This is a genomic window from Mammaliicoccus sp. Q-M61 (assembly GCF_022386055.1).
GTDB classification, from domain to species: domain Bacteria; phylum Bacillota; class Bacilli; order Staphylococcales; family Staphylococcaceae; genus Mammaliicoccus; species Mammaliicoccus sciuri_A.
Genome location: NZ_JAJNJL010000003.1, coordinates 1 through 17,786, shown reverse-complemented (window position 1 = coordinate 17,786; position 17,786 = coordinate 1). Strand labels below are relative to the sequence as shown.

Sequence of the window (17,786 nt, the reverse complement as noted above, 5' to 3'; positions counted from 1 at the left end):
CATAAGACTCCTTCATGATTATTGATTAAATTGATCAACCGCTTCTTTAATTTCAACATCTCCTGAAACGACTTGGAATTCTTGACCAATTTTCTCATCATTGTTTAATACTTCAACCAAGACAGTCGCTACATCTTTACGAGGTATTTTACCACGTTCTACTTCTTCAGCTAATGTAACTGTTCCTATAGCATCATCATTTGTTAATGCACCAGGGTGAACGATTGTATATGGTATATTAGCATTTCTTAAATGTTCATCTGCATAGTGTTTAGCTATTGTGTAAGGTTTTAAATCTCCTTCAAAAGCTGATCTTCTTGTATCAAATGAAGACACGAGTACAAAATGTTTCGTACCTGCTATTTTACTTGCTTCAATAGATTTAACTGCGCCGTCTAAGTCAATAATAATTGTTTGGTCTGCACCGGTATGTCCACCTGAACCTGCTGTAAACACAACTTTATCTGCATCTTTTATTTTTTCAGAAATGTCATTGATATCGTCATATTCAAGATCTAGTGGTGCTGTTGTTGCACCTAAGTCTTCAAAGAAACTTGCTTGACTGTTTTTTCTAATACCTGCAACAACTTCATTGCCTTCTGCTACTAAATCTTTAACTAAATGTCTTCCTATTTGTCCATTAGCACCTATTACGAAAATCTTCATTATAAAACACTCCTTTAAATTTTTTCATGTATAAAACGATAGTTGTGTAATCTATCTGGCGTGATTAACCTTGAAGTCACTTCATATGGCTTTTTATAGTTCATATCAGAAACAACAATTGAACCATCATTTTTTACTTCTTCAACTATTGCGACGTGTCCTAGTTCACCATAATCTGTTTGTAAGATAGAGCCTTCACTAGGTTGTCCGTTCACTTTATAGCCTTCTTCTTTTGCACGGTCATCCCAATGTTTAGCGTCACCCCATGATGAACTAATTTTTTTATCAATTTTCAATCTTTTTTCAAATACATAAAATGTACATTGACCTTCTTGATAGTAATTACCAAGTGAACGGTCATCTGTTTTATCATTTTTTTTAATTTGTTCCGTACGAATCGCTACTTCTTTTTCTTTCATCTGCTTCTTTACGTCTTCAACATAATGATTCAATAAATCGAATCCACCTTGGCTTTTAAAAAGCATAACCATGGTAATAATAGCGACCCACGTTGCAAGGTAAACGATGAAGCGGAATAACTTTTTCATAGCTCACTCCTATAACTAATGTACCTCAAATATATGAGTTAAAACGTAGGATATCAAATAAAGTGCTTATAACTTTTTTGAAAAATTCGCAAATGCAAGAAAGTTTTTGACAATTAAATGACATTTACATAGTTTTTTATGGTACCCTAATGATACAAAAAGACAAGAGGTGAATCATATGTTCAAGTTCCAATTAGATTACTTTAGAAATGGACAGGGATTCCATTTAAAAACTATTCTATTTTCTATTTTAGCATCAATCGTTATGGTTCTTATAATGTTAATACCGGGTGTATTATTCTTAATTGGTGGTGTCTCACTCGCTTCATCACAAGACTTTTCAGGTGAACCTTCTGGCGGAGGACTAGCGATATTCTTTGTCACTATGGTACTCGGCTTTTTATTAACACTTGGTTTATATATCTTTGTTTTAATTCCTTTAGCTTATGGCATGATTAAATACTATAAAGATACAGACTTAGGTATTGGACCAAACTTTAGTGATTTATTTATGTTCTTACGAAAAGGAAACTACGTTAAAACATTAAAACTTACAGTTATTATAGGTGTGATTAGTGTTGCAATGTACATAGCGATTTATATTGTCGTATTAGTTGTTGAACTAATATTCGTTGCAATATTCGGAACATCTATGGCTATTATGCAACCAAGCGGTTCAAGTGAAGCTTTCGGCGCAATGTCTATATCATTTGTAATTATCATGTTATTTATGATTTTAGTTCTATTCGCAGTGTTTATTCCATTATATTATATAGTGATATTTATTATGAACACAGTACTTGTTCATATTGATCAAAGATCGTTACCAACTTTCACTAAATTCTCAATTGGTTGGAATATTACAAGTAAAGGTCCTAATAATGCTTGGAAATTATTATTCAGCAACTTACTCTATGTTGTTGTTGCATATATTGTTTTAGCTATTATTGGTATCGTAGTTGCAGTTGTTGTTTCATTTATGCCAGCAGTATTACAAGTTATATTCGCGGTACTTGGATATATTGTGTACTTTATCTTTATGTTTGCTGTTTCATACTTCATTTACGGAAGTGTGATGAACTTCTATCACAAAAATAAAAATGCACTTTACCCTCCAAATAACCAGTAATCCTAATTGATAACATATTAAGCGCTCAATCTACATTCAAAAGATTGAGCGCTTTTTTTATAATAAATCTTTAATACTATATAAGGATTGTAATTCAAAGTCGGGTTTTACCTCTATATATTCAAAATCACTAAAATTACGATTAATCCATGCCGTTTGAAATCCAAACTTTTGTGCACCAACAATATCCCATTTATTTGATGATACAAATAGTACTTCATCTTTATTATATGGAATATTTTCTTCTAGCAAAGCATATCCATTAGAATCTGGTTTATACACCCCAAACGCTTCAAGAGACAAGATAAACTTAAAGTAACTCGTGATATTTGAATAATCTAATACTTGTTCTATCATGTCTTTATTACCATTACTAAATATGATTTGATCAACTTCGGATAGTTCTTTTAATGTATGCGTAACTTCTGGAAATGGCGTTAACTGATTATATGCTGCCATACATTCGTTAATTTCTTTCAATGAGTAATCAAAATCATTTCTACTGAGTACGTACTCTAGTGAATCACGAATCACGAATCACTTTACTAAATGGTTTATATTCATCCACTAATTGTCTCACATGTGTGTACTCAATTAGTTTATATCGCCATGCTTTAGCAATTCTATCTCCATTTCCCGGAAATAACTTTTCGCATTTTTCTCTCACACTATCTATATCAAAAAGCGTGCCATATAAGTCATATACTACTGTTTTAATCATTTCATCACCCCTAAAAACATCATTCATTATATTATATCCAAATGTATATAAACCAATCACACAAAATATATTGCTAACAACCTTATTGTTCATAAAATAAAACCATGTCACCTTATATCGGACATGGTTTCATATATTGATTTAATTAATTAAAAACTTTTGGCTTAAGAAGTCAGCGACGCCATTTTCTACATTCGTACGTCTCGTAACTTCACTACCTAACGCTTTAATATGATCAGGTGCATTTTTCATAACAATTGGATTATCTACAAATTCGAGCATTTGTCTATCGTTATCACTATCACCAATCGCAAAAGTTTCAGTATCCGCTGCGATACCTAAATACTCTAAAGTCGCTTGAATAGCTGCTGCTTTATTAACACCCGTTGGCATTGTTTCTAAATTACAAGTTGTTGAATGAGAGATTGAAATATCTAATTCTTCTTTCATAGGTACGATAAGTTCTTCCCATTTTTTAATTTCTGACTCGTATTTTTTGAAGAAATAAAATTTAGAATAAGCATCTTCAGGTATTTCATCAACCCAATTGATTTTTTCACTTAAAGCTTCTTGTCGAGATTTCCATTCATTACGTTCTACATCTCCCAATTCATCTGTTTGGATTTCAGAAAGTAATAACGTTTTATCACGTTTTAAGGCGATACGATTTTTATAGTATGGAAATAACTCGTAATAAATTTGATGTTGTTCTGCTAAATCAACAAGTTTACGCACTGTTTCCATAGGTAGTTGGTGTTTAAATATTTCTTCTCCATTAATATATCCTACTGCACCATTTGAAGATAAAATACCATCAACTTCAAAATTCTCAGGTACTAAATATGGAATTTCATCATATGCTCTTCCTGTCGCAATAAATACTTTAATGCCTTTTTGTCTAACTTCTTGAATAACATCATTTGTATGATTCGTTACTCTGTTGTCTTCATTTAAAATTGTCCCGTCCATATCTAAAAAAACTGCTTGAGTCGTCATGTTGAATCCTCCATATCATTTATCAATGTCTATTATTTCATGCTCACAACATAAAGGCAATTTTTTAAAATTTATATTACTTTTTAGATAAAATTGGTCTATTATTTTTAAATGTTACATCCACATCAATGCCAAATAAGTTACTCATATTATCACTATTTAATAGCGAATGAATATCACCTGATTGGAATACTTCTCCATTTTTCAATAAAAGTATGTTTTTAAAGATTGGTAAGACTTCTTCTAAATGATGTGTCACATAAATAATCGTTGGTCCATTACTATCTTGACCGATATACTCAATTCTTTCTAACAGATCTTCACGCGCTACAAAGTCTAATCCATTTGTTGGTTCATCAAGAATAAGCAACCTCGGTTCTGACATTAACGCTCTACCTATTAATACGCGCGTTTGTTCTCCTTGAGATAGCGTTTCAAACCTTCTATTTATATAATGTGTAATACCTAGCGTTTCACAAATATGTTTCGCTTTTTCTTTAATTTCTTCAGTAGGTTCTTCATAAACACCTATTGACGCATAAGCACCACTAATAACAGTTGTATAAGCATTGTCCTGTTGTCTCATTTTCTTAAATAAAGATGACGAAACGTAACCTATTTGCCTTCTAATAGCATCAGCAGAATAACCTGGTCTTCCTTGTTTCATATCTAGTATTTCAAATTCACCAGATGATGGAGCTGTATATGCGTTAATAATATCGAGAATAGTAGATTTACCAGCACCATTTAATCCGTACAAGACCCAATGTTCTCCATCTACTATTTCCCAAGAAATATCTTTTAATATGTATTTGCCTTCTCTAATCCAATTAATATGTTTCAAATCAAGAAGCATACTTACATCCCCTTTAATATAAGAATTTAGAATATTCACTTATTGTACATGAAACAACTCTTATATTAAAGACGATAGGATAGGAAGGCTTAATTTTATGATGATTATTCTGGATTAATATCGAATCTTAATCCATCTGGTGAAATCAATACTTCAGATGCTCTGTTCGGAATTTGCATATCGATATTAGCAAGTCCGTAACTATTGTCTAAATCTTCACGTTTTTTATTTGATTGCCAAGTATTAATCGCAATATGGTGATGATAATCTTTTGTTGACATGAATAATGCATTAGGGAAATTACCTACAACAATTTTTAATCCTAATGTATCAATATAAAAATCTTTGCTTTCATTGATGTTGCTTGTTTTTAAATGTAAGTGGCCAATCTTAGCACCTTCAGACATACCATTCCAACCTTCAGTTGAAGCATGTTGGACTAATGCTTCTGCGTCTACTTCAAGTGTATCCATATTAACGTTACCATCATTCCATACCCAAGTTTCTGGATCTCTATCTCTATAAATTTCTAGACCATTGCCTTCTGGATCATTTAAATACAATGCTTCTGACACGATATGATCCCCAGCACCCAGTCTTACATTTAATCTTGAAGCATGTAATAAAAAGTCAGCTAAATCAGCAGTAGTTGGTAATAATATTGCTAGATGGAATAATCCAGCTTCTCTCATACTTGGTTCTCTACCATCTACTAATAAATTTAATGTAATAGTATGACCTGAGTTACCAATCTCAAATACTGTTTGTTTGTCATCTTTACTTTTTATATTTAATCCTAGAATACTGTCATAAAATACTGTCATTTTTTCTAAATCTTTAACATTTAATGTAATGCCTTTTACTAAATTTGCATCTTTACCATGAAACATAACTTGCACCTCTTCTTATTTATTAATTAACTATAGTATACTTTATATACTATAAAAAGTATACTACTTTGTTTCGAAAAGTAAAAAAACCTATACGGTACAATTTAAAATTGAATCCGTATAGGCTATATTATTACAATTCCAGCTCTAATCTCACCATATCTTTGCATTGAATACCATTCTCAAAGATAGGTTCTTCGTAATACTTTACAAAATAATCAATATCTATTGATTTCATTCTAAATCCAGCTTGTTGATAAAGTTTCAATTGCCCAATACCTGAGTTACCTGTTCCAACAGTTACTGTGTGACAATGTAAGTTTCTCGCTTCATTAATCATATGGTCAATTAATAATCGTCCTATACCTTGATTTTGAAATTGAGGATCAACTGCTAAATTAACTAACTCATATGTATTGGGTCTCGTTAATAACCCAACTGCAATTCCGATATCTTGATGATCTTGCTGATAAACATACACTTGTCCTCTAGCAGCATAATCATTAACTGCATGTTGATTGTCATCTGCTAAAGCTAATAATTCATAATGTCTATCATTTAACTGCTCACATAAAGTTATCATTGTATCACCTTCATTGTTTAAATTATGAAACTTTCTTCTTCCTAATAAACCAAATGACAAATACAATTATACCAATTGCAATAACTGCGTACATAAAGTGAGAATAAACATCCATATAATTAACGATTTGATGCCAATTATCTCCTACTTTAGCACCTACCAGTACTAATACTAAATTCCATATCAATGTACCGATTGTCGTTAATACTAAAAATAACCATTGATTCATACCGCTCATACCAGCTGGAACGGATATTAAACTCCGAATAAGTGGAATAAATCTACAGAAGAATACAGTCCATGGTCCATATTTATCGAACCAAGCATCTGCTTTTCTTACATCTTCTTTCGTTAACCTAAGATATTTACCCCATTTCTCGATAATTCTTTCGATTCTTTCAACATTTAGAATACGACCAATCCAATATAATATGACAGCACCGCCTACAGAACCTATTGTAGATGCAACGACTACACCTAAGACTGTTAAATCTGACTTCGTTGTCATGAAACCTCCAAATGTTAAAATAACCTCTGATGGTATGGGTGGGAAAACATTTTCCAATAATATCAATAAGGCAATACCAAAATAGCCAAATTGTTCCATTACACTTGTAATCCAACTCTCCATTAATTTACTCCTTTAAGTTGATATCTTTCTCATTTTATTACTTTGTAAATAAAAACTCTCAATAATAATAAATAAAACATAATGATGAAACTTAATTATATAATATATAACGCTGAATAAGTGTAAGACTTAAGTATGAACATGACAATTTTTATTTATATGCATTGTCATTACTTTTTATTTTACCTTAAAATGATTCATAAAAAAATTCACACCCATTTATATATGAGTGTGAATGAGTATTTATAATTTAACTTTTTTTAATCTTAATGCATTTGTTACGACACTTACAGAGCTTAATGCCATTGCTGCACCTGCAACCCAAGGCGCTAAGATACCTATTGCTGCAATTGGTATACCTGCCGTATTATAACCGAATGCCCAGAATAAGTTTTGTTTAATATTTTTAATTGTTGCATGACTTATTTTAATTGCTTTAGGGATGAGTAATAATTCTCCACCAAGAATTGTTACATCTGCCGCTTCAATCGCAACTTCAGTACCAGTTCCAATTGCGATACCAATATCTGATATTGCCAATGCTGGTGCATCATTAACACCATCGCCAACCATTGCAACCTTTTTGCCAGTACTTTGAATTTCTTTAATTTTATCAGCTTTTTCATTTGGTAATACTTCAGAAATGACTTTTTGAATACCTACTTGATTTGCGATAGCTTGAGCTGTTCTTTCGTTATCACCAGTAAGCATCACGACTTCTAAGCCTTCATCTTGAAGCATTTTAATCGCTTCTGGTGCACTTTCTTTAATCGTATCCGCAACTGCAACAATACCTTTAAATGTACGATCAACAGCAACTAACATAGCTGTTTTACCTTCTTGTTCTAAATTAGACATGTCTTGTTCAAATGATGTCGTTTCAATGCCATGTCTTGCCATTAATTTTCGATTACCCACTAATATTTCTTTATTCTGTATAGTTGCTTGAATACCATATCCAGGTATTGCATTAAAATCGTCTACATCATTTAATGCGACTTCTTGTTCTGTAGCGTATGCAACAATTGCTTCAGCAAGTGGGTGTTCTGAACCTTTTTCTGCACTTGCTAATAGACTGAGTGTTTCTTGGTCGCCAGTATAATCCGTAACTTCAGGTTTACCTTTTGTAATTGTACCAGTCTTGTCTAGCACGATTGTATCTAATTGGTCTGTACGTTCTAAATGTTCGCCGCCTTTGAATAATATGCCGTTCTCGGCAGCTTTACCCGTACCAACCATAATGGATGTTGGTGTAGCTAATCCAAGCGCACATGGACAAGCAATGACAATCACAGCAATTGCTGCAACTAATGCACGTTCAAACTGACCTGGATCCACTAATGTTATCCATACAATAAATGTTAAGATTGATATCCCAACAACAATCGGAACGAAATACCCAGAAATAACATCAGCCAATCTTTGTATAGGAGCTTTAGATCCTTGCGCTTCTTCTACAATTTTAACAATAGAAGCAAGTGCTGTATCTTTTCCTACTTTAGTTGCTTTTACATGAATTAAACCATTCTTATTAATCGTTGAACCAATGACTTCTTCATTTATTGTTTTTTCAACAGGAATAGATTCACCTGTAATCATAGATTCATCTATTGATGTACGTCCTTTTTCAATAATACCGTCCACCGGTATCTTCTCACCTGGTTTGATGTATAAAATATCTCCGACAACGACATCATCAATAGGTATCATAAGCTCTTTATGATCACGAATAACTCTTGCTTCTTTAGCTTGTAAATTTAATAAAGATGATAAAGAATTCGTTGTTTGACTTTTAGCGCGTTTCTCTAAATATTTACCAAACAAGATTAAAGTAATTAACACTGCACTTGTTTCAAAATATAAATGTGGCATATAAGATGGATTACCAATTGTTTTGATAGCTTCATATAAACTATAAAAATATGCTGCACTTGTTCCTAATGCCACTAATACATCCATATTAGCGCCACCATTTTTCAAGTTCTTATAAGCGCCAACATAGAACTGCCAGCCAATGATAAATTGAACAGGTGTTGCTAATATAAATTGAAACCAAGGATTCATTAAGATATGTGGCATAGGCATATTAAATAAATGCACAAACATCGTTAATAAAAGTGGTAACGATAAAATAGCAGAAATAATCAGTTTAGTTTTCATTTTCTGTACTTCTTGTTCTTTATGCGTTGTTTGATTTTGAACATCACTTTTAGTAGCTGCGTCATATCCTAAATTTTTAATTTTATTAATGATACTTTTAACATCTATTATTTCAGGATTGAATTCGACATTAGCCTGTTCAGTCGTTAAATTAACTGTTGCTTGTGTAATGCCTTCTTGTCGATTGAGTACTTTCTCGATACGATTAGAACATGCTGCACACGTCATACCATAGACATCTAATTCAGCCTTTTCTGTTAAGACACCATAACCGAGATTTTCAATTTTATTTGTAACATCCGATAAATTTGTAGCGTCATTATTGAAAGTGATGGATGCTTTCTCAGTCGATAAATTCACTTGAGCATCAACGCCATCCATTCTATTTAACACTTTTTCAATACGATTGGAACATGCTGCACATGTCATACCCGTTACACCAACAGTAACGTGTTTAGATTCACTCATTTCGTTAACCTCCTTACTTAGAAAATTGTTTAAGCACACTCATTAATTCATCAATTGTTTCTTCGCCTTCGCCATTTTGAATAGCATCCGTCACACAATGTTTAATATGTCTTTCCGTTACCGCAAATCCAACATTTTTTAAAGCAGACTGTATCGCACTAATTTGTACTAATATATCCACACAATATCTATCTTCCTCAACCATACTTTGAATACCACGCACTTGACCCTCAATACGTTTAAGTCTATTGATCACTTTATCTTTTTCCTCTTTCGTTCTAGGTGTTACAGTATGTTCATGTAAATATTCACTCATACAATCACGTCCTCTCTTTAATTTATACTATACCCCCCTATAGTATATTTTTCAATATAAAAGCTCAGAAAAATTATAATGAGATGTTGAATAGAGAAAGTAAGAATAATCAAGAGTATTGTCGTGAGTTACATTTTCTTAGTCATTTGTAAATATGAGCGGCCTTAATTACAATTCCTTGGACTTTTGTTACTATGAGCGGCCTTAATTACAATTCCTTGGACTTTTGTTACTATGGGCGCCCTTAGTTACAATTCTCCGGACTTTTGTTACTATGGGCGTCCTTAGTTACAATTCTCTCGACTTTTGTTACTATGGCCTGCCTTAGTTACACTTTCCCAGACTTTTGTTACTATGGACCTCCTTAGTTACAATTCTCTCGACTTTTGTTACTATGGCCTGCCTTAGTTACAATTCCTCGGACTTTTGTTACTACAGACCTCCTTAGTTACAATTCTCCGGACTTTTGTTACTATGGAACGCCTTAGTTACATTTCCCCAAACTTTTGTTACTACATCCATCATACACACCTATCCATATATAATATATTCAAAATTTACATAAAAAAACACCTGAGCGAGTAGCTCAGGTGTTTAATACCATTCTATTCAACTGTAACTGATTTAGCTAAGTTACGTGGTTTATCTACGTCACAACCTCTGTGTAATGCAGCGTAGTAAGCGATTAATTGTAATGTGATTACTGATACAAGTGGTGATAACATTTCATGAACGTGTGGTATTACATACGTATCTTGATCGTGTTCTAAACCTTCCATTGAAATAATACATGGATTAGCACCACGTGCTACAACTTCTTTAACGTTACCACGAATTGATAAGTTAACTTTTTCTTGTGTAGCTAATGCAATGATTGGTGTACCTTCTTCAATTAATGCAATTGTACCGTGTTTTAATTCTCCTCCAGCAAATCCTTCTGCTTGGATATAAGAAATTTCTTTAAGTTTCAATGCACCTTCAAGACCTACGTAGTAATCCATTGTACGTCCAATAAAGAATGCGTTACGTGTTGTTTCTAAGAAATCTTTAGCGATTTGTTCCATTTTAGGCGCATCGTCAACAATTGCAGTGATTGCAGTTGTTACTTTCGCTAATTCAGGAATAATATCTACACCAGTATTTTTGTTATGTGCATTCGCAACTACTTGAGAAAGAATTGCTAATACTGCGATTTGTGCTGTGTATGCTTTTGTTGATGCAACAGCGATTTCAGGTCCAGCGTGTAAAATTAATGTATGATCCGCTTCACGAGATAAAGTTGATCCTGGTACATTTGTAATTGTTAATGCTTTGTGACCTAAACGTTTTGCTTCTACTAATACTGCACGGCTATCTGCTGTTTCACCTGATTGTGAAATAAAGATGAATAAAGGTTTTTCAGATAATAAAGGCATGTTGTAAACGAACTCTGAAGCTACATGTACTTCAGTAGGAACGCCTGCCCATTTTTCAATGTATTCTTTACCTACTAAACCAGCATGGTAACTTGTACCACATGCAACGATATAAATTCTATCTGCTTGTGCAACATCTTCAATAATTTCTTTATCGATTTTAAGGTTACCCTCTTCATCTTGGTAGTTTTGAATAATGTTACGCATAACACCTGGTTGTTCGTGAATTTCTTTTAACATGTAGTGATCGTAAGTACCTTTTTCAACGTCTGAAGCATCGATTTCAGCTTTATAGCTATCTCTTTCGATTACGTTACCTTCTTGGTCTTTGATGATTACTTCATCGCGTTTTACGATAACAATTTCATTGTCGACTAATTCTTTATAAGTATCTGTTACAGCTAACATAGCAATTGCATCTGAAGCAATTACATTAAATCCATCACCGATACCAACTAATAATGGTGATTTGTTTTTAGCCACATAGATTGTGTCAGCATCTTGTTCATCTAATAAACCTAATGCATATGAACCATGTAATAATGATAATACTTTATTGAAAGCATCTTCTGTAGTTAACCCTTCGTTTGAGAAGTGTTCAATTAATTCAACAATAACTTCAGTATCAGTATCTGATTTAAAAGTGATACCTGATAAAAATTCATTTTTAAGTTGTTCATAGTTTTCAATAACACCGTTGTGTACTAATGTGAAACGACCTGATGTTGATTGATGAGGGTGAGCGTTCTCATAGTTTGGCACACCGTGAGTTGCCCAACGTGTATGTCCAATACCAATATTTCCATCAAAGTCATCAGAAGCTGCTTTACGTAATTCAGCAATTCTTCCTTTTTCTTTAAATACTTTAATTTCTTCTTCATTTCTTACAGCAATACCAGCTGAATCATAACCTCTATATTCTAATTTTTCTAATCCTCTAAGTAATAATTCTTTAGCATTTGCTGTACCTATATATCCTACTATTCCACACATAATCAAAATTCCTCCAATTTTAAATAAGCGGTCAGACTTTTAAAATTTTAGTCTAGTCGCTTTCAATACTCTGTTCAATTTATGGCTATTTCAACGTCTTTGGACATACAGTCACCTATATGCTTTAAACATTGAACTTCGAATGGGCCACATCCGGGATAGCATCCGCCGAAAATTCGATAACTATCCTCCTCGTCAACAAAGGTCATAACACTCATTCAGCATGTATCTGATTATACATGCCTCTACAATCGTGTATGCGCTTTGTTCAGGCGCTATAAGTTTCCTTATTTCGATAAACCTCACAATCCTCCTTAAGCAAGCTCTCTTCATTCTACAATGAAATAGTATGTTGTGCAATTATTATACTATATTCCGTGCAATTATCATTATTTTCTATATAATTACACTTGTTAAATTTTAAAATAAAAAATCTGAGACAGCAGTTGTCTCAGATTTATAATATTATTATTCAATTCCCATTTCTTGTTCTACTACTTCTGCAATACTGTTAACAAATCTTTCAGCATCTTCTTCTGTTTTAGCTTCAACCATTACACGAACTAGTGGTTCAGTTCCTGATGGTCTTACTAATATACGACCTTCGCCATTCATTTCAACTTCAACTTTAGTCATGATTTCAGAAACTTTAGCATTTTCTTCAACACCATATTTATCAGAAACTCTTACATTTACTAATTTTTGTGGATATTTTTTCATATTGCTTGTTAAGTCACTTAAACTTTTACCTGATCTTTTAACGATACTTGCAAGGTGCGCACCAGTAAGTAAACCATCACCAGTCGTATTATAATCCATCATCACGATATGACCTGATTGTTCTCCACCAAGGCTGTAAGAACCACGACGCATTTCTTCTACAACATATCTATCTCCAACTTTTGTTTTGTTAGATTTAATACCTTTTTCTTCTAGTGCTTTATAGAAACCTAAATTACTCATCACAGTTGAAACAACCATGTTATCTTTTAATTCACCATTTTGTGCCATATCTTCAGCTAACACATACATGATTTGGTCACCATCAACAATTTGCCCTTTATCATCTACAGCAATGATTCTATCCCCATCACCATCAAAAGCTAAACCAAGGTCTGCACCATGTTCAATAACAGCTTTTGCTAATTCTTCTGGGTGTGTAGAACCCACATTTAAGTTAATGTTATAACCATCTGGCTTACAACCTATTGTTTCGCTCGTTGCTTCTAAATCACCGAATAAATACGGTGCAAGAGAATAAGTAGCACCATGTGCACCATCTAGGACAATTTTCAATCCATCTAAATCTCCATCAACAGTTGATTTAATATAGCTTATATATTTTTGAGCACCTTCAAAGTAATCCGAAATATGATTTAATTGGTTACCTGTAGGTCTTGGTAAATTGTCTTCTGTAGAATCTAATAACTTTTCAATTTCTAATTCTTCATCATCTGTTAATTTGAAACCATCTGGACCAAAGAATTTAATACCATTGTCAGCTACTGGATTGTGTGACGCACTGATCATAACACCTAAATCTGCATCTACTTCTCTCGTTAAATAAGCTACACCTGGTGTTGAAATAACACCTAACCTCATCACTTCTGCACCAATTGATGAAAGACCTGCGATTAAAGCTGCTTCTAACATTTCCCCAGAAACACGCGTATCTCTACCTACTAATACTTTAGGATTTTCACTACCATGTTTCTTCGATAATACATAGCCGCCAAATCTACCTAATCTAAATGCGATTTCTGGTGTTAATTCAGAATTTGCTACACCTCTAACACCATCTGTACCAAAATATTTGCCCATTATAATTCTCCTTTAATTCCGTTAGTTTTTAGAAGTTTCTATTTTTGCTTCAACATCTTTGAATTCTGCTTCGTCCACACCATCAGGCAAGCTAAGATCAACTTTTTTAGTTGTATTTCCATCAACATTAGAAACATCGACAGGTACATCTATTGATCCTATACCATCAAGTACATTTCTTGAACCATATATTTTAACTTCGGATTTATCTAAAGTAATATCATCAATATTTATATTTTTTGATACACTCCCTTTTTTCACAGGATTTAATGTCACAGTTTTACTAGATCTTGCAACTTTAATATTGACGTTAACAGTATCTGGTCTAATCTGTACGTCTAGTTTATTTAAATTGCTATCAAGTACACTAATACCCGCTTTTTCAGTCGTATCATCTGTTAATTGCTTCGTTTCATCTAAAGTAGCTTTAACATAAGCAATTTTATTAAGTTCTTCTTGTCCACCTGTAATCGTTACTTGAGATGGATTAACAGTTTCTCCAACTAGCTCATATCCAGAAGCAATTCTATTTTGATTAATCTCAGCTTCAATTGGATATTTTTTAGAAACTTTGTCTTGTAACGTTACATTTGCGCTTTTAGGCACAACTGTCGCTTTAAGTTCATCACTAAGTCCTTTGATTTTAAAGTTTTCTTTATATTGCCCTACAGATTTGTTTTTCAAATCCAATTCCACTTTAAAATTCAATAATTTTTCAGCCTGTAATATTGTTGATTGTGGACCAGAAACTTTTACATCCACAGTTTTAGGTGCGCCAGATAAATATAATTCTTTTGTATTATAGATTGTATCTACCGGCACATCTTCTATTACATGATCTGAACTTTTCAAAGCATTTTCTGAAAACAAGCTACCGAACACATTATTCACAGATAAGAACATGAGTAGCGCTAAAATTAAAGCTACAAAACGTAAACCCCATTTAGATTCTAGCATCTACTTCACATCCTTTCTGTTTTGAACAGAACCAAACCAATGCTCAACTAGTAATTCTCTAAAGGCTTCACTTGATATTTCTTTTCTTAATCGACCATCAATTGTTACAGATATTGAACCTGTTTCTTCTGATACTACAACTGTAAATGCATCTGATACTTCTGAAATCCCTACAGCTGCTCTATGACGCGTTCCTAAACTTTTAGAAATTTTTTGACTGTCAGATAACGGCAAATAACTTGCTGCTGTAGCAATTTTTTGTTCACGTATAATCATCGCACCATCATGTAATGGTGTATTTGGAATAAAAATATTTGTGAGTAATTCTTGAGAAATATCAGCATTAATAGGTATCCCTGTTTCTATGTAGTCTTGAAGACCAGTTTCTTTCTCGAATACAATTAATGCACCTATTCTTCTTTTGGCCATATACTGAACAGCTTTATCAACACTATCAGTTAACCTTTCTTGTTCTGCTGATGTCGCTACATTTACTCGTTTAAATAGACTTCCTCGCCCTAATTGTTCCAACGCTCTTCTAAACTCTGGTTGGAATATTACAATGATTGCTAAAAATCCCCATTGCAATACAAAATCAAATAAAAGCGTAGTAGTCGTCAAATTCAAAAAATTACTTACTGTTCTACCAATTATGATGAAAAATATACCTTTTAATAGTTGTATCGCTTTTGTACCTTTAACGACCGTTATAATTAAGTACAATACATACCATACAATAATTAAATCAAGTATACCTGTTATAACTTTTAAGGCACTTAATTCACCAAAAATGTCAGGTAACTGCATAGTATCTCCTCCGTGTTTCATTTACCTAGTGATTATTATAACAATTTTTGAGATATATTGTTAATTTAATTATATATAAAACAAAAAAAGCCTCTATTAAAGAGACTTCTTTATTAAAGTATATTTTATCCATGATTGTCAATTATAATAATTTCTCTCCAAAGAATGAGCCCATTAATCCAATTGCTTGATGCGCCGTTTTATTATATTCATCGATAAGAGGATTTACTTCAACTAAATCAGCAGATACGATTAAATTTGACTCATGGAGTAACTCCATAGCTAAATGACTTTCTCTATATGTCGCGCCTCCTGGTACTGTTGTGCCCGTACCCGGCGTTTCGACTGGATCTAATGCATCAACATCCAATGAAAGATGTACACCATCCGTTTTATCCTTTAAGTAGTCTATCGTTTCAGATATAACTTGATTCATGCCAAGTTTATCTATATCTGCCATTGTATATGTACGTATACCTGACTTTTTAATATATTCTTTTTCACCATCATCTAAATCTCTCATACCAATTAGAACGACATTTTCAGGTTTTACTTTATTTTTATATCCACCGATATTCATTAATTCTTCATTACCTTCACCTAATAAGACTCTTAATGGCATTCCATGAATATTCCCACTCGGTGAAGAATCTAATGTATTTAAATCTCCATGTGCATCATACCAAATAACACCAAGATTATTATAATGTTTACTGATACCAGCGATTGATCCTATTGATAACGAATGATCTCCACCTAGAATTAAAGGAAAGTTACCATTATTCATCGTTTCATTTACGGATTCATACAAGTTATTTGAAAATGAAATTACTTCATCTAAATTTCTTAAACCTTCTTGTTCGCTTTTATATTTTTTCATATCAATATTAGGTGATTCTACATTACCTTTATCTATGACATGGTGACCTATATTTTCTATTCTTTCAATCAAACCAGCATATCTCAAAGCATCTGGTCCGAAATTAACGCCTAATTTTCTTTGACCAAAAGCAGTTGGTGCACCGATTATTTCAACGCTCTTTTTCATAATTTCAAATCCCCCTTAATTTGCATTACTATTATATTCTAGTATATGTAAGCACTTACATCAAGCTATATAAGGGTTTGTGGATAATATTAATATATTCCAAATATTTATACGTATATACATCGATTTATGCATATTTTCTTCAATAAAAAAAGAGACATTAGATTAACTAATGTCTCTTACTTATGAGCCATAGAGGATTCGAACCTCTGACCCTCTGATTAAAAGTCAGATGCTCTACCAACTGAGCTAATGGCTCTTAATGGCTGGGCTAGCTGGATTCGAACCAGCGAGTGACGGAGTCAAAGTCCGTTGCCTTACCGCTTGGCTATAGCCCAAAAATGGTGGAGGGGGGCAGATTCGAACTGCCGAACCCGAAGGAGCGGATTTACAGTCCGCCGCGTTTAGCCACTTCGCTACCCCTCCAGCTTATTAAATTAAATGGTGGAGAATGACGGGTTCGAACCGCCGACCCTCTGCTTGTAAGGCAGATGCTCTCCCAGCTGAGCTAATTCTCCATAAAAATGACCCCTACGGGATTCGAACCCGTGTTACCGCCGTGAAAGGGCGGTGTCTTAACCGCTTGACCAAGGGGCCATGGCTCCACAGGTAGGACTCGAACCTACGACCGATCGGTTAACAGCCGATAGCTCTACCACTGAGCTACTGTGGAATAATAAAATTAAATATTTGCCCGGCAACGTCCTACTCTCGCGGAACGTAAGCCCAACTACCATCGGCGCTAAAGAGCTTAACTTCTGTGTTCGGCATGGGAACAGGT

General features: G+C 33.4%; 17 protein-coding genes, 6 tRNA genes and 1 rRNA gene. 1 reads left to right on the top strand and 23 read right to left on the bottom strand.

The features are described 5' to 3' along the window. Positions 1-18: 18 nt before the first annotated feature. Both LQ677_RS05445 and LQ677_RS05440 read right to left on the bottom strand, forming a co-directional pair. Entirely contained in the window at positions 19-666 is a 648-nt protein-coding gene (locus LQ677_RS05445) for an SDR family oxidoreductase (RefSeq protein ID WP_037590026.1), read from the bottom strand. A gap of 14 nt (positions 667-680) precedes the next feature. Beyond that, a complete protein-coding gene (locus tag LQ677_RS05440; protein WP_037590028.1) occupies positions 681-1,214 on the bottom strand; it encodes a CHAP domain-containing protein in 534 nt (177 codons plus the stop codon). Between the two features lie 178 nt (positions 1,215-1,392). Between LQ677_RS05440 and LQ677_RS05435 the strand changes: the two genes are divergently transcribed. Beyond that, on the top strand, positions 1,393-2,343 hold the full coding sequence (locus tag LQ677_RS05435) for a hypothetical protein (protein WP_037590029.1): 951 nt from the start codon (positions 1,393-1,395) through the stop codon (positions 2,341-2,343). A 57-nt stretch (positions 2,344-2,400) separates the two neighbouring features. Here LQ677_RS05435 and LQ677_RS05430 read toward each other — a convergent pair whose 3' ends face one another. From LQ677_RS05430 to rrf, 21 genes are all read right to left on the bottom strand, one after another. Further along, entirely contained in the window at positions 2,401-2,802 is a 402-nt protein-coding gene (locus LQ677_RS05430; protein WP_239748154.1) for an HAD-IA family hydrolase, read from the bottom strand. A 64-nt stretch (positions 2,803-2,866) separates the two neighbouring features. After that, entirely contained in the window at positions 2,867-3,064 is a 198-nt protein-coding gene (locus LQ677_RS05425; RefSeq protein WP_239748153.1) for an HAD family hydrolase, read from the bottom strand. A 141-nt stretch (positions 3,065-3,205) separates the two neighbouring features. Further along, on the bottom strand, positions 3,206-4,060 hold the full coding sequence (locus LQ677_RS05420; RefSeq protein ID WP_239748152.1) for a Cof-type HAD-IIB family hydrolase: 855 nt from the start codon (positions 4,058-4,060) through the stop codon (positions 3,206-3,208). Between the two features lie 76 nt (positions 4,061-4,136). After that, positions 4,137-4,916, bottom strand: a complete 780-nt coding sequence (locus LQ677_RS05415; RefSeq protein ID WP_159316322.1) for an ABC transporter ATP-binding protein — start codon at positions 4,914-4,916, stop codon at positions 4,137-4,139. Positions 4,917-5,020: 104 nt separating this feature from the next. Further along, positions 5,021-5,806, bottom strand: a complete 786-nt coding sequence (locus LQ677_RS05410; protein ID WP_239748151.1) for a VOC family protein — start codon at positions 5,804-5,806, stop codon at positions 5,021-5,023. Between the two features lie 133 nt (positions 5,807-5,939). Continuing rightward, positions 5,940-6,389: a GNAT family N-acetyltransferase gene (locus tag LQ677_RS05405; RefSeq protein WP_126477693.1), complete on the bottom strand. Its 450-nt coding sequence runs from the start codon at positions 6,387-6,389 to the stop codon at positions 5,940-5,942. A 22-nt stretch (positions 6,390-6,411) separates the two neighbouring features. Further along, on the bottom strand, positions 6,412-7,020 hold the full coding sequence (locus LQ677_RS05400; RefSeq protein WP_126477692.1) for a DedA family protein: 609 nt from the start codon (positions 7,018-7,020) through the stop codon (positions 6,412-6,414). 243 nt (positions 7,021-7,263) lie between these two features. Then, positions 7,264-9,648 (bottom strand): heavy metal translocating P-type ATPase, encoded by a 2,385-nt coding sequence (locus LQ677_RS05395; protein WP_239748150.1) that lies wholly within the window; start codon positions 9,646-9,648, stop codon positions 7,264-7,266. Positions 9,649-9,661: 13 nt separating this feature from the next. Then, positions 9,662-9,964: a metal-sensing transcriptional repressor gene (locus LQ677_RS05390; RefSeq protein WP_025907429.1), complete on the bottom strand. Its 303-nt coding sequence runs from the start codon at positions 9,962-9,964 to the stop codon at positions 9,662-9,664. Positions 9,965-10,569: 605 nt separating this feature from the next. Then, positions 10,570-12,372 carry a glutamine--fructose-6-phosphate transaminase (isomerizing) gene (gene glmS, locus LQ677_RS05385; RefSeq protein ID WP_191836079.1) on the bottom strand — a complete coding sequence of 601 codons (1,803 nt, stop codon included), beginning with the start codon at positions 12,370-12,372 and terminating at the stop codon, positions 10,570-10,572. 468 nt (positions 12,373-12,840) lie between these two features. Further along, the gene (glmM, locus tag LQ677_RS05380; RefSeq protein ID WP_037590045.1) at positions 12,841-14,193 is read right to left on the bottom strand and encodes a phosphoglucosamine mutase; all 1,353 of its coding nucleotides are present in this window, start codon (positions 14,191-14,193) and stop codon (positions 12,841-12,843) included. A gap of 21 nt (positions 14,194-14,214) precedes the next feature. Then, complete coding sequence (locus LQ677_RS05375; RefSeq protein ID WP_037590047.1) at positions 14,215-15,150, bottom strand: CdaR family protein; 936 nt, start codon at positions 15,148-15,150, stop codon at positions 14,215-14,217. Then, positions 15,151-15,957, bottom strand: coding sequence for a diadenylate cyclase CdaA (gene cdaA, locus LQ677_RS05370; RefSeq protein ID WP_025907437.1), 807 nt, complete (start codon positions 15,955-15,957; stop codon positions 15,151-15,153). Positions 15,958-16,099: 142 nt separating this feature from the next. Continuing rightward, complete coding sequence (rocF, locus tag LQ677_RS05365) at positions 16,100-17,005, bottom strand: arginase (protein ID WP_191836078.1); 906 nt, start codon at positions 17,003-17,005, stop codon at positions 16,100-16,102. Positions 17,006-17,191: 186 nt separating this feature from the next. Continuing rightward, positions 17,192-17,264 (bottom strand) — tRNA-Lys (locus LQ677_RS05360). Positions 17,265-17,268: 4 nt separating this feature from the next. Continuing rightward, positions 17,269-17,343: transfer RNA gene (locus LQ677_RS05355), tRNA-Gln, on the bottom strand. Positions 17,344-17,347: 4 nt separating this feature from the next. Then, positions 17,348-17,431 (bottom strand) — tRNA-Tyr (locus LQ677_RS05350). Positions 17,432-17,447: 16 nt separating this feature from the next. After that, a tRNA-Val gene (locus LQ677_RS05345) sits at positions 17,448-17,523 on the bottom strand. A gap of 7 nt (positions 17,524-17,530) precedes the next feature. Next, a tRNA-Glu gene (locus LQ677_RS05340) sits at positions 17,531-17,602 on the bottom strand. 1 nt (position 17,603) lies between these two features. Beyond that, positions 17,604-17,678 (bottom strand) — tRNA-Asn (locus LQ677_RS05335). 19 nt (positions 17,679-17,697) lie between these two features. Further along, positions 17,698-17,786 (bottom strand): 5S ribosomal RNA (gene rrf, locus LQ677_RS05330); the annotation flags it as partial.

Bases quoted from the DNA above. Each gene is read 5' to 3' on its own strand.
- LQ677_RS05430 (WP_239748154.1), bottom strand. From the start codon at position 2,802: ATGGCAGCATATAATCAGTTAACGCCATTTCCAGAAGTTACGCATACA.
- LQ677_RS05400 (WP_126477692.1), bottom strand. From the start codon at position 7,020: ATGGAGAGTTGGATTACAAGTGTAATGGAACAATTTGGCTATTTTGGT.
- glmS (WP_191836079.1), bottom strand. From the start codon at position 12,372: ATGTGTGGAATAGTAGGATATATAGGTACAGCAAATGCTAAAGAATTA.
- LQ677_RS05425 (WP_239748153.1), bottom strand. From the start codon at position 3,064: ATGATTAAAACAGTAGTATATGACTTATATGGCACGCTTTTTGATATA.
- LQ677_RS05435 (WP_037590029.1), top strand. From the start codon at position 1,393: ATGTTCAAGTTCCAATTAGATTACTTTAGAAATGGACAGGGATTCCAT.
- LQ677_RS05405 (WP_126477693.1), bottom strand. From the start codon at position 6,389: ATGATAACTTTATGTGAGCAGTTAAATGATAGACATTATGAATTATTA.
- LQ677_RS05395 (WP_239748150.1), bottom strand. From the start codon at position 9,648: ATGAGTGAATCTAAACACGTTACTGTTGGTGTAACGGGTATGACATGT.
- LQ677_RS05410 (WP_239748151.1), bottom strand. From the start codon at position 5,806: ATGTTTCATGGTAAAGATGCAAATTTAGTAAAAGGCATTACATTAAAT.
- LQ677_RS05390 (WP_025907429.1), bottom strand. From the start codon at position 9,964: ATGAGTGAATATTTACATGAACATACTGTAACACCTAGAACGAAAGAG.
- LQ677_RS05445 (WP_037590026.1), bottom strand. From the start codon at position 666: ATGAAGATTTTCGTAATAGGTGCTAATGGACAAATAGGAAGACATTTA.
- glmM (WP_037590045.1), bottom strand. From the start codon at position 14,193: ATGGGCAAATATTTTGGTACAGATGGTGTTAGAGGTGTAGCAAATTCT.
- cdaA (WP_025907437.1), bottom strand. From the start codon at position 15,957: ATGCAGTTACCTGACATTTTTGGTGAATTAAGTGCCTTAAAAGTTATA.
- LQ677_RS05440 (WP_037590028.1), bottom strand. From the start codon at position 1,214: ATGAAAAAGTTATTCCGCTTCATCGTTTACCTTGCAACGTGGGTCGCT.
- LQ677_RS05415 (WP_159316322.1), bottom strand. From the start codon at position 4,916: ATGCTTCTTGATTTGAAACATATTAATTGGATTAGAGAAGGCAAATAC.
- LQ677_RS05375 (WP_037590047.1), bottom strand. From the start codon at position 15,150: ATGCTAGAATCTAAATGGGGTTTACGTTTTGTAGCTTTAATTTTAGCG.
- LQ677_RS05420 (WP_239748152.1), bottom strand. From the start codon at position 4,060: ATGACGACTCAAGCAGTTTTTTTAGATATGGACGGGACAATTTTAAAT.
- rocF (WP_191836078.1), bottom strand. From the start codon at position 17,005: ATGAAAAAGAGCGTTGAAATAATCGGTGCACCAACTGCTTTTGGTCAA.